15 protein-coding genes are annotated in these 16,025 nt (G+C 67.4%); 6 read left to right on the top strand and 9 right to left on the bottom strand.

Annotated features, from left to right (window positions below; translation table 11 throughout):
• Positions 1-33 precede the first annotated feature (33 nt).
• The 4 genes from BLS74_RS21620 to BLS74_RS21605 all read right to left on the bottom strand — a co-directional run bounded on the left by BLS74_RS21620 (position 34) and on the right by BLS74_RS21605 (position 4,085).
• Positions 34-1,512, bottom strand: coding sequence for a malonyl-CoA decarboxylase (locus BLS74_RS21620; RefSeq protein WP_093109198.1), 1,479 nt, complete (start codon positions 1,510-1,512; stop codon positions 34-36).
• The gene (locus BLS74_RS21615) at positions 1,509-2,177 is read right to left on the bottom strand and encodes a GntR family transcriptional regulator (RefSeq protein WP_093109197.1); all 669 of its coding nucleotides are present in this window, start codon (positions 2,175-2,177) and stop codon (positions 1,509-1,511) included. Before BLS74_RS21615 ends, BLS74_RS21620 begins: the two co-directional genes overlap by 4 nt.
• 122 nt (positions 2,178-2,299) lie before the next feature.
• A complete protein-coding gene (gene lgt / locus BLS74_RS21610; RefSeq protein ID WP_093109196.1) occupies positions 2,300-3,130 on the bottom strand; it encodes a prolipoprotein diacylglyceryl transferase in 831 nt (276 codons plus the stop codon).
• Positions 3,131-3,134: 4 nt separating this feature from the next.
• Entirely contained in the window at positions 3,135-4,085 is a 951-nt protein-coding gene (locus BLS74_RS21605) for a LysR family transcriptional regulator (RefSeq protein ID WP_093109195.1), read from the bottom strand.
• Between the two features lie 95 nt (positions 4,086-4,180).
• Here BLS74_RS21605 and ilvD point away from each other — a divergent pair, with 95 nt between their 5' ends.
• A complete protein-coding gene (gene ilvD / locus BLS74_RS21600; RefSeq protein WP_093109194.1) occupies positions 4,181-5,875 on the top strand; it encodes a dihydroxy-acid dehydratase in 1,695 nt (564 codons plus the stop codon).
• A 70-nt stretch (positions 5,876-5,945) separates the two neighbouring features.
• On the opposite strand, the gene BLS74_RS21595 is transcribed toward ilvD, so the two are convergent.
• Positions 5,946-6,209: a TIGR04438 family Trp-rich protein gene (locus BLS74_RS21595; RefSeq protein ID WP_093109193.1), complete on the bottom strand. Its 264-nt coding sequence runs from the start codon at positions 6,207-6,209 to the stop codon at positions 5,946-5,948.
• Positions 6,210-6,314: 105 nt separating this feature from the next.
• Here BLS74_RS21595 and BLS74_RS21590 point away from each other — a divergent pair, with 105 nt between their 5' ends.
• The gene (locus BLS74_RS21590; RefSeq protein ID WP_093109192.1) at positions 6,315-6,620 is read left to right on the top strand and encodes a c-type cytochrome; all 306 of its coding nucleotides are present in this window, start codon (positions 6,315-6,317) and stop codon (positions 6,618-6,620) included.
• Between the two features lie 8 nt (positions 6,621-6,628).
• On the opposite strand, the gene BLS74_RS21585 is transcribed toward BLS74_RS21590, so the two are convergent.
• Together BLS74_RS21585 and acs are read right to left on the bottom strand one after the other, a co-directional pair.
• Positions 6,629-7,153, bottom strand: coding sequence for a Signal transduction histidine kinase (locus BLS74_RS21585; RefSeq protein ID WP_093109191.1), 525 nt, complete (start codon positions 7,151-7,153; stop codon positions 6,629-6,631).
• Between the two features lie 167 nt (positions 7,154-7,320).
• Complete coding sequence (gene acs, locus BLS74_RS21580; protein WP_093109190.1) at positions 7,321-9,318, bottom strand: acetate--CoA ligase; 1,998 nt, start codon at positions 9,316-9,318, stop codon at positions 7,321-7,323.
• Positions 9,319-9,467: 149 nt separating this feature from the next.
• On the opposite strand from acs, the gene BLS74_RS21575 reads away from it, so the two are divergent.
• Positions 9,468-10,085, top strand: coding sequence for a TIGR00645 family protein (locus tag BLS74_RS21575; protein ID WP_093109189.1), 618 nt, complete (start codon positions 9,468-9,470; stop codon positions 10,083-10,085).
• 4 nt (positions 10,086-10,089) lie between these two features.
• Here BLS74_RS21575 and fumC read toward each other — a convergent pair whose 3' ends face one another.
• On the bottom strand, positions 10,090-11,475 hold the full coding sequence (gene fumC, locus BLS74_RS21570; protein ID WP_093109188.1) for a class II fumarate hydratase: 1,386 nt from the start codon (positions 11,473-11,475) through the stop codon (positions 10,090-10,092).
• Positions 11,476-11,535: 60 nt separating this feature from the next.
• Between fumC and BLS74_RS21565 the strand changes: the two genes are divergently transcribed.
• Genes BLS74_RS21565 through BLS74_RS21555 form a run of 3 tightly spaced genes read left to right on the top strand, consistent with a single transcriptional unit; the run spans position 11,536 to position 14,680 of the window.
• Positions 11,536-13,089, top strand: a complete 1,554-nt coding sequence (locus BLS74_RS21565; RefSeq protein ID WP_093109187.1) for a fumarate hydratase — start codon at positions 11,536-11,538, stop codon at positions 13,087-13,089.
• Positions 13,086-13,910, top strand: coding sequence for a glutamate racemase (gene murI / locus BLS74_RS21560; protein ID WP_093109186.1), 825 nt, complete (start codon positions 13,086-13,088; stop codon positions 13,908-13,910). Before BLS74_RS21565 ends, murI begins: the two co-directional genes overlap by 4 nt.
• Before the next feature lie 8 nt (positions 13,911-13,918).
• Positions 13,919-14,680 carry a PA3715 family protein gene (locus BLS74_RS21555; RefSeq protein ID WP_093109185.1) on the top strand — a complete coding sequence of 254 codons (762 nt, stop codon included), beginning with the start codon at positions 13,919-13,921 and terminating at the stop codon, positions 14,678-14,680.
• Here the strand turns inward: BLS74_RS21555 and BLS74_RS21550 are convergent.
• Positions 14,647-15,981 (bottom strand): MFS transporter, encoded by a 1,335-nt coding sequence (locus tag BLS74_RS21550; RefSeq protein WP_093109263.1) that lies wholly within the window; start codon positions 15,979-15,981, stop codon positions 14,647-14,649. The two genes, BLS74_RS21555 and BLS74_RS21550, sit on opposite strands and share 34 nt — an antisense overlap.
• Positions 15,982-16,025: the final 44 nt, after the last annotated feature.

Below are 16,025 nucleotides of genomic sequence, written 5' to 3'. Positions count from 1 at the left end.
CTTGTCTCCTTTTGTGATGAACCGTCGGGGGCCTCAGCCCTTGAGAAAAAGATCGTCGACCTCGCCCGACACCGCCACCTTGCCCTGTGCGAGCAGGGCGCGGTGCTTGTCGAGCCGTTTCAGATCGTAGAGGTAGTTGACCATGAGTCCGTAGGATTGCTTCAGCCCCTTGGGCGAGGGATCGCCGGCCCAGTTGAGCCGCTCCACCCGCGCGCCGTTGCCCAGGTGGAAGCGCGCCACAGGATCGACCGGCTTGCCCTCGGCGGTGGCCCGCCCGAGGTACTCGGCGGCGGCATTCATCAGCAGCTGGCGCACCGGCGATTTGGCATCGAGCGCACTCGCCTCCTCGGCCGCCGCCAGCACGCGCTCGGCGGTGGGCGGCAGGGACCCGATCACGCGGCCCAGCTCGGTCGCGCGCTTCTCGTCGAGCCGCTCCAGCAGGGAGCCCGCGTTCTTCGCCAGCCAGCCGCGAAAGCCCGGGACCGGCGACAGCGTCGCGAAGATCTTCAGGCGCGGCATCTCTTTTTGCAATTCCTCGACCACGCGCTTGATCAGCGAATCGCCGAAGCTCACGCCGCGCAGGCCGTTCTGGGTGTTGCTGATTGAATAGAAGATCGCAGTCGTCGCGCGGTCGTGCTTGACCGGCGCGGCGGCTTCGTCGAGCAGCGGCACGATGCCTTCGCTGATGTGGTCGACCAGCGCGACCTCGACGAAGATCAGCGGCGTGTTGGGCAGGCGCGGGTGGAAGAAGCCGTAGCAGCGGCGATCGCTGTCGAGCCGGTTCTTGACGTCGGCCCAGCTCTTGATGTCGTGCACCGCCTCGTACTGGATCAGCTTCTCGATCAGCGAGGCCGGCGAATCCCAGCTGATGCGGCGCAGGTCCAGAAAGGCGACGTCGAACCAGGTGGAGAACAGGTGCTCGAGCTCGGCATCGAGCGGCAGGAGGCGCCGGTCGCCCTTCAGGTGCGGCAGCAGCTCGGCACGCAGATCGACCAGGAAGCGCATGCCGTCGGGGTCGATGGCGAAGCGCTGCAGCAGCCGCGCGCGCGGCGAGACCAGCGCGCGGCGCAGGTGCACCTCGGCCTGGGCCTCGTCGGGCGTACCCATCGCGGCCCCGTGCCGGTCGCGCGCGCTGCTGACCTTCTGCAGATCGGGCGCGAAGCGTTCGCTCATGAGCAGCCAGACGTCGCGCCGCTCGTCGAGCTCGCGCCCGGCGTACCACTTCACGACCGCATGGGCGCGGCGTCCTGCTTCCACCTCGCTCACGCTCGAGTCGACCACCGCCTGCAACTCGGTGAGCGCGCGCCGCAAGGCACGCGGCGCCAGCGCCTCGCCATGGCGGCGCAGCGTGGCCTCCAGCCGTTCGGCCAGCGGGCGCGGGCCGACGGTGGCGGCCACCTTGGGCGCCGGCTTCGGCTTCGCTTCGGACGCTGCGGGCTTCTTGACTTCGGCGGCATCGCTGCCAGGACGCAGGCGCGAGACGCTGCGGGTGATCCAGCCGCTGGCATTCATGAGATCAGCTTCGCTTTCTGTTGGAGCGCGATGGCCCGCAGGGCTTCGCGCTGGCGGTTCAGGTGGGTGCGCATCGCGGCCTCGGCGCCGTCGCTGTCGCGCGCCTTCAGCGCGGCGAACACCGCGAGATGTTCGGACAGGCTCTGTTCGAGTCGCCCCGGCGCATGCAGTTGCTGCAGGCGCGCGAGCTTGAGGATCTTGCGCAGATCGCCGATCACCTGCGCCAGCCAGCGATTGTCGGCCAGCATGATGATCGCCTCGTGGATCGCGAAATTGGTCGCGTAGTACTCGTTGATGCGCTTGGCGCGTGCGTGCTTCGCGAGCTTGTCGTGCATGGTTTCGAGTGCCAGCAGCTCGGCATCGCTGGCGTTGCGCGCCGCCTGCCAGGCGCAGCGCCCTTCGAGCAGCGCGATGACGGGAAAGATGTCGTCCAGGTCGCGCTGCGTGACCTCGGCCACGAAGCAGCCGCGCCGCGGCTCGTGCCGCAGCAGGCCCTCGGCCGTCAGCACCTTGAGCGCCTCGCGCAGCGGCGTGCGCGAGATCGCAAGCCGCTCGCACACTGCCGCCTCGTCGACGAAGCCGCCCGGCGCCAGCGTGCCGGCGAAGATCTCCTCACGCAGCGTGGCGGCGACTTCGTGGTGCAGCGAGTTGTGGACCAGGCGCATGGCGGATGAAAGATCGGGAGCTTCGTCGGTGATTTTCGGTAATTACGCGTAATTATGAGAACTCGGACGCAAGAAGGCAAAGCATCCCTGCCTCCGGAGATACCCTGGCGCCCGCGGCGCGCTCAGCCGCGTGCCACTGCTGCGGCTGAGCGCGCCGCGGGTGCACTGGCATAGAGCCAGATGCCGAACACGATCATCGGCACGCAAAGCCACTGCCCCATGCTCATGTTGAGCGCCAGGAGGCCCAGGAAGTCGTCGGGCTCGCGGAAGTATTCGGCGATGAAGCGCATCAGCCCGTAGCCGATCAGGAACACCGCCGACACGCGCCGCTCGCGCCGTTCCTTGCGTGCATAGAGCCAGAGGATCGCGAACAGCAGCAGGCCTTCGAGCAGGAACTGGTAGACCTGCGAGGGGTGGCGCGGCAGCATCGATCCGCTCTGCGGAAACACCATGCCCCATGGGAGGTCGGGGCTGCTGAAGCGCCCCCACAGCTCGCCGTTGATGAAATTGCCCACCCGCCCGGCCGCCAGCCCGGTAGGCACGCAGGGCGCCACGAAATCCATCACCTGCCAGTACGGCCGCGCACGCGAACGTGCGAACCACAGCATCGAGGCGATCACGCCGAGCAGCCCGCCGTGGAAGCTCATGCCGCCCTGCCAGACGAAGAAGATCTCCAGCGGGTGCGTGAGGTAGTAGCCGGGCTTGTAGAACAGGCAATAGCCGAGCCGGCCGCCGACGATCACGCCCATGACGCCGAGGAAGAGGATGTCCTCCAGGTCCTTGCGGGTCCAGGCGCCCGGTCCGGTGATGGAACGGAAGGGCTCGTGCCGCAGCCGGCGCGTACCGAGGAAGTAGAACAGCGCGAAGGCGGCCAGATAGGTCAGGCCATACCAATGGATGGCGATCGGCCCGAGCTGCAGGGCGACGGGATTGATCTGCGGGTACGTGAGCATCGGCCTATTGTGCCCACGGATGTGACAGTCCCTGCTCCTGGACGAATCGCACGAAGCGGGCGAGCGCCGGGTTGTCGGTGTGGCCGGGCCAGACCAGGCTGGTCTCGCAGCCGGGCAAGACGGCGGTCTTTCGCCGTCCAGTGGGCGCGAACTCGGTCGCAGCGCGGTAGACCACGCCGGCGCGCCGGAACTGCGTCACGCTCTCCGGCACCCAGGCCACGCCGAGTCCGCCCCACACCAGGTTCACGATGGTCTGCATCTGGATCGCTTCCTGCGCAACCCGCGGCGCCAGGCCGGCCGCGTGGTAGAGCCCGAAGATCGCGTCGTGCAGCGAGGGCACGATGCGGCGCGGAAAGATCACCAGCGGCTCGGCCAGCACCTCGGCCAGCGGCAGCTTCGGCATCCGGGCCAGGGGATGCTTCGCCGGCAGCGCCAGCACCAGCGGCTCCTCGGACACCGCGAGCCGCTCCAGGCCGGGCGGCGCGAAACCGGGCGAATGCAGCATCAGGCCGGCATCGATCTCGCCGCGGGCGAAGGCTTCGAGCTGCACGTCGCCGGTGGCCTCGACCAGTTCCAGCGCGACCTCGGGGCAGCTCACGCGGAATTCGCGCACCCAGGCCGGCAGCCGCTCGAACCCGATGGTCGAGACGAAGGCGAGCCGCACGCGCCCCACTTCACCGGCCGCCGCCGCCTTCGCCCGCACCGGCAGCGCCTGCGCGCGCGCCAGCAGCTCGCGCACCTCGGGCAAGAGCGCCTCGCCGGCGGGCGTGAGCGCGACCCGGCGCCGGGTGCGGTCGAACAGCCGCACGCTCAGCGTTTTTTCGAGCTGCGCGATGGCCTGCGTGACGGGCGGCTGCGTCATGTGCAGGCGCGCGGCGGCGCGGCCGAAATGCAGCTCCTCGGCCACCGCGAGGAACTGGCGCCAGGCGCGTAGGTCGATCCAGGCTTCTTTCATATGCCAAGCATATCAATCGGGCTTGAAATTCGGATTGGAACCAATCAGTCAATCGTCCGATACTTGCCTTCCCCCGATTCAAGACCAGAGACACCATGGCCACCCAGACGATCAAGATCAACGCCCGCAGCGCCAACATCACCGAAGGCAAGTCGCGCGCGCCCAACCGCTCGATGTTCTACGCGATGGGCTACGAGGAAGGCGATTTCAAGAAGCCGATGGTCGGCGTGGCCAACGGCCACAGCACCATCACGCCGTGCAACTCGGGCCTGCAGAAGCTGGCCGACGCCGCGATCGCCGGCATCGAGGAAGCCGGCGGCAACGCGCAGGTCTTCGGCACGCCGACCATTTCCGACGGCATGGCCATGGGCACCGAAGGCATGAAGTACTCGCTGGTGAGCCGCGAGGTCATCTCCGACTGCATCGAGACCTGCGTCGGCGGCCAGTGGATGGACGGCGTGCTGGTGGTCGGCGGTTGCGACAAGAACATGCCCGGCGGCCTGATGGGCATGCTGCGCGCCAACGTGCCGGCGATCTATGTCTACGGCGGCACCATCCTGCCGGGCCGCTACAAGGGCCAGGACCTCAACATCGTGAGCGTGTTCGAGGCGGTCGGCCAGAACGCCGCCGGCAACATGAGCGACGAGGACCTGAAGGAAATCGAGAAGCGCGCGATCCCCGGCACCGGCTCCTGCGGCGGCATGTACACGGCCAACACCATGAGTTCGGCCTTCGAGGCGCTCGGCATCTCGCTGCCCTACTCCTCGACCATGGCCAACCCGCACGACGAGAAGGCCAACTCGGCCAAGGAATCGGCCAAGGTGCTGATCGAGGCCATCAAGAAGGACATCAAGCCGCGCGACATCGTGACCAAGAAGGCGATCGAGAACGCGGTGGCCGTGATCATGGCCACCGGCGGCTCCACCAACGCGGTGCTGCACTTCCTCGCCATCGCGCACGCGGCGGGCGTGGAATGGTCGATCGACGACTTCGAGCGCATCCGCAAGAAGGTGCCGGTGCTGTGCGACCTCAAGCCCAGCGGCAAGTACCTCGCGGTCGACCTGCACCAGGCCGGCGGCATCCCGCAGGTGATGAAGATCCTGCTGAACGCGGGTTTGCTGCACGGCGACTGCATCACGATCACCGGCCAGACCATCGCCGAGGTGCTGAAGGACGTGCCCGACCAGCCGCGTGCCGACCAAGACGTGATCCGCCCGATCACGAATCCGATGTACGCCGAGGGCCACCTGGCCATCCTCAAGGGCAACCTCTCGCCCGAGGGCGCGGTGGCCAAGATCACCGGCCTCAAGAACCCTGTCATCACCGGCCCGGCGCGCGTGTTCGACGACGAGCAGTCGGCGCTCCAGGCCATCCTCGACGGCAAAATCAAGGCCGGCGACGTGATGGTGCTGCGCTACCTCGGCCCCAAGGGCGGCCCCGGCATGCCGGAGATGCTGGCGCCCACCGGCGCGTTGATCGGCGCCGGCCTCGGCGAAAGCGTGGGCCTCATCACGGACGGCCGCTTCTCGGGCGGCACCTGGGGCATGGTGGTCGGCCACGTGGCGCCCGAGGCCGCGGCCGGCGGCACCATCGCCTTCGTCAACGAGGGCGACTCGATCACCATCGACGCGCACCAGCTCAAGCTCGAACTCAACGTGTCCGACGCCGAACTCGCGAAGCGCCGGGAAGGATGGAAGGCCCCTGTCCCGCGCTACACGCGCGGCGTGCAGGCCAAGTTCGCGTTCAATGCATCGAGCGCGAGCTCGGGTGCGGTGCTCGACAAGTACTGATCACCCCGCCAACACCCACGCGCTGGCGCCGAACACGACAAAGCCCAGGCCGACGACGCTGTGCCGGGCTCTAGCGTCCGCCGCGGCGGCGGCGGTTGGAACGGCTGGTCAGAAGGCCCAGATTGCTGCGCTGCCGGTCGATGCGGTCCTGCCGGCGCGCGTTTTCGCGTTCGACCACCTTGCGCTTGGTGTAGCCTGACCAGTCGGCCCAGGCCCACCAGGCCGCGGCCAGCGCGAAGGGGATGAGCACGATCCACCAGTCCCACTGGGCCACGAAGCCGACTTCGAAGTATTTGAGGGCCACGCCAAGAAGGCCCAGCAACAGAAACCACATAGAGAATCCCTCCGGTTTTCCAGGCCCGCATCGCGGCGGACCGTGCACCGCGCTACCTACAATCGCGTTGGATCGACTTTAACGCACCCACGCGACAAGGACTTCATGAAAAGAGCGCTTCTGCTGGCCGCCCTGGGCCTGGCTTCCGCCGCACCCGCCCTTGCCGACCTGGCCCTGGCCACCTCGAAGAACTGCATGAGCTGCCACGCGGTCGAACGCAAGATCCTCGGCCCTTCGTTCAAGGAAGTCGCGGCCAAGTACAAGGACAACAAGGGCGCGGCCGACATGCTCGCCGGCAAGATCATCAAGGGCGGATCGGGCGTCTGGGGACAGGTGCCGATGCCGGCCAACAACCAGGTCAGCGAAGCGGACGCGAAAAAGCTGGCGGCCTGGATCCTGTTGACGAAGTAGCGCGGGCCTCAGACCGGCGGTGGCATGCCCACGGGCGGCGAAGACGCCACCGTCGCCGTCGCCGGCCGGCGGTCGACGCGATCTTCGAGCTGGCCGATGTGGGCTGCCAGCGTGTTGTCGGTCCGGTCGGAGCGCAGCTTGATCATCGTCTCCAGCTGCTCCACGCGCGCCAGCAGCGCCGCATGCCGCTCGGCGTTGCGCGCCATGTGGACGTTCTCCTGGGTCTCGAGGAAACTGCGCAGCTCGGTGAAACGAGAAGCCTCGGCCCGGTCGGCCAGGCTGCGCTGGGCCTGCATTTCCTTCGTGTGGCGCCGCGTTTCGAGCAGCACCGTGGTCTGCAGGTAGACGATGTAGGCCACGAAGAAGATGCTCAGAAGCACCGTGAGGCCCAGCATGATCAACCCGAAGGGCGCCGTGATCTGCATGAAGCCGACCGACATGGCGGTGGGCGTGACGAGCAGGCCCCAGTTCAAGGCCGCGAGCGCCGCGATCAGCAGCACGACCACCAGCAGCACGCCTGTTCTCAATCCCATGGATGTCTCCTCAACAATCGATGGGCTGTTGTAACGCATCCGGCGCCAATGCCCTGTCGGACAGGGGCGCGGCTGCGAATTCCCAGGCCGGCGCCGGGCCGCCCCAAGGCGGCCTGCGGCCCCCTCGGGGGGCAGCGAGTACACGCAGTGACGGAGCGTGGGGGCCGTTAGTAAGCCTGGCCGAGCTGTTCGAGGATGGCGGGGTTCTCGAGCGTCGAGGTGTCCTGCGTGATCGCTTCGCCCTTGGCGATGCTGCGCAAGAGGCGCCGCATGATCTTGCCGCTGCGCGTCTTCGGCAGGTTCTCGCCGAAGCGGATGTCCTTCGGCTTTGCGATCGGGCCGATCTCCTTGGCCACCCAGTTGCGCAGCTCGGCGGCGATCTGCTTCGCCTCGTCGCCGCTCGGGCGGCCGCGCTTCAGCACGACGAAGGCGCAGACCGCCTCGCCGGTCACGTCGTCGGGCCGGCCGACCACGGCGGCTTCGGCCACGAGGTCGGTCTTGGCGACCAGCGCGGATTCGATTTCCATCGTGCCGAGCCGGTGGCCCGACACGTTGAGCACGTCGTCGATGCGTCCCGTGATGCGGAAGTAGCCGCGGTCGGCGCTGCGCACCGCGCCGTCGCCGGCCAGGTAGATGGTCCCGCCCATTTCCTCGGGGAAATAGCTCTTCTTGAAGCGCTCGGGGTCGTTCCAGATGGTGCGGATCATCGAGGGCCAGGGCCGCTTGATGACCAGCATGCCGCCGGCGCCGTGCGGGATGTCCTTGCCGGTCTCGTCGACGATCGCGGCCATGATGCCCGGCAGCGGCAAGGTGCAGGAGCCCGGCACAAGCGGCGTGGCGCCCGGCAGCGGCGTGATGACGTGGCCGCCGGTCTCGGTCTGCCAGAAGGTGTCGACGATCGGACATTTCTCGCCGCCGACGTTCCGGTAGTACCACATCCAGGCTTCGGGATTGATCGGCTCGCCCACGGTGCCGAGGATGCGCAGCGACGACAGGTCCCAGTTCTTGGGATGCACCTTCTCGTCGCTGTCGGCCGCCTTGATCAGCGAGCGGATCGCGGTCGGGGCGGTGTAGAAGATCGTGACCCTGTGCTTCTCGATCATCTGCCAGAAGCGGCCCGCATGCGGGAAAGTCGGGACGCCCTCGAACACCACCTGCGTCGCGCCCGCGGCGAGCGGGCCGTAGGCCACGTAGGTGTGGCCGGTGATCCAGCCGATGTCGGCGGTGCACCAGAACACGTCTTCGGGGCGCACGTCGAAGGTCCAGTCCATCGTGAGCTTGGCCCACAGCAGGTAGCCGCCGGTCGAATGCTGCACGCCCTTGGGCTTGCCGGTCGAGCCCGAGGTGTAGAGGATGAAAAGCGGATGCTCGGCGCCGACCGGCACCGGCGCGCATTCGGTGCTCTGGCCCTGGAGCGCCTCGTCGAAGGTCTTGTCGCGGCCGGCCACCATGTTGCAGGCGGTCGCGGTGCGCTGATAAACCAGCACGGTCTTGATCGATTCGCAGCCGCCGAGCGCGATGCCGTCGTCGACGATGGCCTTGAGCGGCAGTTCCTTGCCGCCGCGCAGCTGGTAGTTGGCCGTGATGACCGCCACGGCGCCGGCATCGATGATGCGTTCCTGCAGCGCCTTCGCGGAGAAACCGCCGAACACCACGCTGTGGGTGGCGCCGATGCGGGCGCAGGCCTGCATCGCAATCACGCCCTCGATGGCCATCGGCATGTAGACGATGACGCGGTCGCCCTTCTGGATGCCTTGCGCCTTCAGCGCATTGGCGAACTGCGAAACGCGAGCCAGCAGGTCCTTGTAGGTGATCTTGGTGACAGCGCCGTCGTCGGCCTCGAAAACGATCGCGGTCTTGTTCTCGACCGCGGTGCCGATGTGCTTGTCGAGGCAGTTGGCCGAGGCGTTGAGCTCGCCGTCGTCGAACCATTTGTAGAAAGGCACGTTCGATTCGTCGAGCGTGCGGGTGAAGGGCTTGGTCCACACCACGTTGCTTCGCGCCTGGCGGGCCCAGAAGCCCTCGAAGTCGTCGGCGGCTTCCTTGCATAGCGCGTCGTAGGCGGCCATGCTCGCGATGCGCGCGCCCTGCGTGGCACGGGCATCCGGCGGAAACACGCGGTTCTCGACCAGGGTGGACTCGATCGTCGTCGGTGCACTGCTCATTTTTCGTCTCCTGTACCTGTCAATTGACCGGCGTTAATGTCGGCGGCCGCACTTACGGATGACTGACGCTCCATGTTAACGACAGGAGCGTGACACCGGGGCGCTCGCGCACACCCTAGAATCGCGCGTTTCCCGCCCACAACGACCCGATGTCCACCCTCGACCCCACCACCTCGAACAGCGGCAAGGTCTCGCCCCTGCGCCCGCTGCCCAACCTGATCTTCGCCAGCCGCTGGCTGCAGCTGCCGCTGTACCTGGGCCTGATCGTCGCACAGGGCGTGTACGTGCTGCACTTCCTGGTCGAACTCTTCCACCTGGTCGAGGCCGCGTTCGGCAGCCAGGATGCGCTGCAACTGCTCATCACCAGCATCGGGTACAAGACCGCCGCGCCGATCACGACGCTCAACGAAACCGTGATCATGCTGGTGGTGCTGGCGCTGATCGACGTAGTCATGATCTCCAACCTGCTGATCATGGTGATCGTCGGCGGCTACGAGACCTTCGTGAGCCGCATGAACCTCGAAGGCCATCGCGACCAGCCCGAGTGGCTGAGCCATGTGAACGCCTCGGTGCTGAAGGTCAAGCTGGCCACCGCGATCATCGGCATCAGCTCGATCCACCTGCTCAAGACCTTCATCAACGCCGACAACTACACCGACCGGGTGCTGATCGCGCAGACCGCGATCCACATCACCTTCCTGCTGTCGGCGATGGCGATCGCGGTGACCGACAAGCTGATGGCACCCTCGCCCTCCGCCAATCACTGAGCGTCTATCGCCCGGTCATGTTCTCCGGCACCACCCAGGCATCGAACTGCTCCCCGGTCAGGTGACCTGAGGCCACCGCCGCCTCGCGCAGGCTCGTGCCTTCCTTGTGCGCCTTCTTCGCGATGAAGGCCGCCTTGTCGTAGCCGATGTGCGTGTTGAGTGCCGTCACCAGCATCAGCGAGCGCTGTACGAGTTCGGCGATGCGCTCGCGGTTGGGCTCGATGCCCACCGCGCAGTGGTCGTTGAAGCTCACCATGCCGTCGGCCAAAAGGCGCACGCTCTGCAGGAAGTTGTGCGCCACCATCGGGCGAAATACGTTGAGCTCGAAGTTGCCCGAGGCACCACCGATGTTGATCGCGACGTCGTTGCCCATCACCTGCGCCGCCAGCATCGTGACCGCCTCGCTCTGCGTCGGATTCACCTTGCCGGGCATGATCGACGAGCCCGGCTCGTTTTCGGGAATGCTCAGTTCGCCGATACCGCTGCGCGGGCCGCTCGCGAGCCAGCGCACGTCGTTGGCGATCTTCGTCATGCTCGCGGCCAGGGTCTTGAGCGCGCCGTGCGCATGCACCAGCCCATCGACCGAGGCCATGGCCTCGAACTTGTTCGGCGCGGTGACGAAAGGCAGGCCGGTGAGCCTGGCAAGCTCGGCCGCCACCTGCTCGGCATAGCCCCTGGGCGCGTTGAGCCCGGTGCCGACCGCGGTGCCGCCCAGCGCCAGCTCGCACAGGTGCGGCAACGCGGCGCGCACGTGGGCTTCGCCGTGCGCGAGCTGCGCCACGTAGCCCGAGAATTCCTGGCCCAGCGTGAGCGGCGTCGCATCCTGCAGATGGGTGCGGCCGATCTTCACGATGTCGGCGAAGTCCTGCGATTTCTTTTCCAGCGTTCCGCGCAGCCTGGCGATGGCGGGCAACAGCCGGTTGGTGATCGCGTCGACCGCCGCCACGTGCATCGCGGTCGGGAACACGTCGTTCGAGGACTGGCTGCGGTTCACATCGTCGTTCGGATGCACGAGACGTCCTTCCCCGCGTTCGCCGCCCAGCAGCTCGCTCGCGCGGTTGGCCAGCACCTCGTTGACGTTCATGTTGGTCTGCGTGCCGGATCCGGTCTGCCACACGACCAGCGGGAACTCCTCGGGATGCGTGCCGGCGATGACTTCGTCGGCCGCAGCGACGATGACCTTCGTCTTCTTCTCGTCCTGCAGGCCGAGCGCATGGTTGACCACTGCCGAGGCGCGCTTGACCTGCGCCAGGGCTTTGATGATCTCGCGCGGCTGCTGCTCGCCCGAGATGTCGAAGTTCTGCAGCGAGCGCTGGGTCTGCGCGCCCCAGAGCCTGTCTGCCGGTACTTCGATGGGGCCAAAGGTGTCGCGTTCGGTGCGTGTCTTCATGGGCGGGCCTGAGCTGTCAAAATGGAGGACCCGCCAGTATCCGTCCAAGCAAAAACCCCCATGACCACCACGATTCAACAAGCCGACCTGATCGAGTCGGTTGCCGCCGCGCTGCAATACATCAGCTACTACCACCCGACCGACTACATCGCCCACCTGGCGCGTGCCTACGAGCGCGAGCAAAGCCCGGCGGCCAAGGACGCGATGGCGCAGATCCTCACCAACAGCAAGATGAGCGCCACCGGCCAGCGCCCGATCTGCCAGGACACCGGCATCGTCAACGTCTTCCTCAAGGTCGGCATGGACGTGCGCTGGGGCGGCTTCACCGGCAGCCTCGACGACGCCATCAACGAAGGCGTGCGCCGCGGCTACAACCATCCCGACAACACGCTGCGCGCCTCGGTCGTGGCCGACCCGCAGTTCGATCGCAAGAACACGAAGGACAACACGCCGGCCGTGATCTTCACCGAGATCGTGCCGGGTAACACCGTCGAGGTGACGGTGGCCGCCAAGGGCGGCGGCAGCGAGAACAAGAGCAAGCTGGTGATGCTGAACCCCGGCGACAGCGTGGTCGACTGGGTGCTCAAGACCGTGCCCACCATGGGCGCCGGCTGGTGCCCGCCGGGCATGCTGGGCATCGGCATCGGCGGCACCGCCGAGAAGGCCGCCCTGCTCGCCAAGGAAAGCCTGATGGACGACCTCGACATGCACGAGCTGCTGGCCAAGAAGCGCTCCGGGGCCGAACTCAGCAAGGTGGAGGCGCTGCGCGTCGAGCTTTACGAGAAGGTCAATGCGCTCGGCATCGGCGCGCAGGGCCTGGGCGGCCTGGCCACCGTGCTAGACGTCAAGATCAAGATGTACCCCACGCACGCGGCGAGCAAGCCGGTGGCGATGATCCCGAACTGCGCGGCCACGCGCCATGCGCACTTCGTGCTCGACGGCTCGGGACCGGTGTACCTCGAAGCGCCCTCGCTGGACCTGTGGCCCAAGATCGAGTGGGCGCCCGACTACAACAAGAGCAAGCGCGTCGATCTCGACAAGCTCACGCCGGCCGAGGTCGCTAGCTGGAAGCCGGGCGACACCCTGCTGCTCAACGGCAAGATGCTCACCGGCCGCGATGCCGCACACAAGCGCATCGCCGACATGCTGGCCAAGGGCGAGAAGCTGCCGGTGGACTTCACCAACCGGGTGATCTACTACGTCGGCCCGGTCGATCCGGTCAAGGACGAGGCGGTGGGCCCGGCCGGCCCGACCACCGCCACGCGCATGGACGGCTTCACCGAGATGATGCTGGCGAAGACCGGCTTGATCGCAATGATCGGCAAGGCCGAGCGCGGGCCGGTCGCGATCGAGGCGATCAAGAAGCACCAGAGCGCCTACCTGATGGCGGTGGGTGGTGCCGCCTACCTGGTGAGCAAGGCGATCAAGACGGCCAAGGTGGTGGGCTTCGCCGATCTCGGCATGGAGGCGATCTACGAGTTCGACGTGGTGGACATGCCGGTCACGGTGGCAGTGGACGCCGGAGGCACCAGCGCCCACATCACCGGCCCGGCCGAGTGGCAGAAGCGCATCGCCAGCGGCGAGTTCAAGACCATCATGATGGAAGCCGCTTGAGCCACTTTCCGATCGGCGTGTTCGACAGCGGCGTCGGGGGGCTCTCGGTCCTCAACGCGCTGCGCGAGGAGCTGCCGCACGAGCGCTTCGTCTACTTCGCCGACACGGGCCATGCGCCCTATGGTGAGCGCGGCGATGCCTACGTGGCCGAGCGGACCCGCACGGTCGCGCGCTACCTGCTCGATCGGCATCGGATCAAGGCGCTGGTCGTCGCTTGCAATACCGCGACGGCGGCTGCCATCCATGAACTGCGGTCTTATCATCCGGCGCTGCCGCTGGTCGGTGTCGAACCGGCCCTCAAACCCGCGGTAGCGACGAGCCGCACCGGCCATATCGCGGTGATCGCGACCCGCGTGACCCTGGAAAGCCGCAAGTTCGAGACCTTGCACGCGTCGCTGGCCACACAAGCGGTCTTCCGCATCGTTCCCTGCGACGGCCTGGCGGGCGCCATCGAGCGTTCCGACAGCGCCGAGATCGCGGCACTGAGCCAACGCTATCTGAGCGCGGCGGGCACGTTCGGCAGCGCACCGGGACAGATCGACACGCTGGTGCTGGGCTGCACCCATTACCCCTTCATCGCGGCCGAGTTGCGCCGCCATACCGGCGACACGGTGCACTTCATCGATACCGGCGCGCCGGTCGCGCAGCAGACGCGGCGGCTGCTGTCCCAGGCCGGGCAACTCGCCGAAGCAGACGACGGCGCCGTCGCACTCGTCAGCAGCGCTGCACCCGATGCGCTCGATGCCGCGGCCGCACGCTGGCTCACGCGCCCAGCCGGCCCTGCGACGACCGCCGGCGCATCGACGGCAACAAGCACCTGATCCTGTCCATGCGCGGCCGCCTGCTTCTCGCCCCGCTGCTGGCCGCCTTCTGCGTTGCCGGCCACGCCGCCTGCGATACCGGCCTTGCGGAGCGCATGCATGCCAAGCTGCATCCGAAGCGCCTGCTCGACCATGAACGCGCCGTGTGCCAGCCCTGGCGCGGCTTCGCGGGCCGCTTCATCGTGGTGCTGCCGATGCCGCGCCCATCGTCCGAACCGAACTTAACCGAGTTCGATCTTGACGTGCTCGTGGTGCAGCAGGCCGACAACGGCAACACCGAGCGTGCAACGGTCGTCAGCCGCTTGTTCCAGCCCGCAGCGCTGACCGAAGACGCGATCCGCATCGGCGAGATCAAGGTCGACACCGCGCGCTACGCGCTGGCCGGCGACGCGCGCGCATTCGGCGTGCGGGTCGTCCACCAGGGCTCGTCGCGTGCGAACCCGTACTCAAACGAAACGCTCACGCTCTACGTGCCGCAGGGCCCGAAGCTCGCCAAGGTGCTCGACGGGCTCGAGACGGCACTCGAGCGCGGCGAGTGGGACACCAACTGCGCCGGCAACTTCGAGACCGTGCGCGGCAGCCTGTCGATCGCGCGCAGCACGAGCAACGGCTATGCCGACCTGCTGCTGCGCCAGACCCGCACTCTGAGCCGCTCCAGCCCGCAGGGCGAAGAGTGCGTGACGCAGGAACGGCCGGCGAAGTTCACGTCGATGACGCTGCACTACGACGGGACGATCTACCGTGCCTCCAAGGGCACGGCTTCCGACTGAGACACTTCGCGCAGCGCAGCGGCGCGGCCGCGCCGCATGTCGATCGGTATCAACAGCAAGAGGCCGCCGACAAACAGCGCGGCGGTCGAGAGGATCGCGATGCGCTGGTTGCCCCCGGTCATCCACGTGATGGCGCCGTAGCTCAGCGGCCCGATGATGCCGGCCAGCCGCGTCGCGAAGGTCCAGAGCCCGAAGAATTCGGCGAGTTGGCGCGGCGGGGCCAGCACGCCGGTCATGGCGCGGCCGGCCGACTGGCTCGAACCCATCGCCAGGCCGGCGATGGATGCAGCCCACCAGAAGCCGCCCTTGGTCGTGACCGAGGCGGCGATCACGCACACGGCGATCCAGGCCACGAGCGCACCCGACAGCGCCCGCCGGTGGCCGATGCGATCCTGCAGGTAGCCGAAGCCAAAGGCGCCGAGCGCGGCCGCGACGTTGAGCACGAAGATCAGCACCATGGTCTCGCTGGGGACGAAGCCAATCACCTGCTCGGCATAGATCGCCGCGAGCGTGATCGCCACCGCCACCCCACCCTGGTAGCAGACGGTACAGGCCAGGAGCCACATGAAGTCGCTGTAGGCGCGCGCCTCGCGGAAAGTGTGGCGCAGCTGCCGCCAGGCGCTCTGCCGCGCGCCGGCCGGCTGCGGCAGCGCACGCTCGGGCAGCAGCGCGAAGGTGGCGCAGGCCGCCACGCCATAGAGCGCAGCCGTGATCAGCATCGTGACCGGCACGAAATGCGCGGCAGGCAAACCCTTGGCCTGCGCCGAGAGCACATAGGCCAGGCACAGGCCGAGCGAGAGCATGCCGCCGATGTAGCCGAAGGCCCAGCCCCAGCCGCTGACCTTGCCCATGCCCTCCGCCGTGGCGAGTTCCGGCAGGAAGGCGCCGGTCAGCGATTCGCCGTAAGAGTAGAAGGTGTTGGAGAAGATCACCAGGCCCATCGCCAAGGCCACCGCATACGGACCGCCGAGCTTCGGCGTGAGCGCAAGGGCCGCGGTGCCGAGCACACAGCCGGCAGTGACGATGGCCAGCAACCTCTTCTTGGCCGCATGCAGATCGGCCCAGGCGCCGATCGCCGGCATCGACAGCATCACGATCGCATAGGAAATGCTCAGGGCCGCCGTCCACGCGAAGGTGGCCCAGGGCTCGCCCTTGGCGATGCCGCCGACGAAGTAGGCAGCGAACACCGCCGTGATGACCACCGTGGTGTAGCCCGAGTTGGCGAAGTCGTACATCGCCCAGCCGAAGACTTCGCGCTTGCGCACGCCGGGACGGAGGGCAGATTGTGAAAACAAGGCCAAGCGACTCTCCTCGAACAGAAGGTCGCCGAGCATAGCGGAGCGGC

This window comes from Variovorax sp. CF079 (assembly GCF_900101545.1).
GTDB lineage: Bacteria > Pseudomonadota > Gammaproteobacteria > Burkholderiales > Burkholderiaceae_C > Variovorax.
This window is presented reverse-complemented; position numbering and strand designations above follow the sequence as displayed.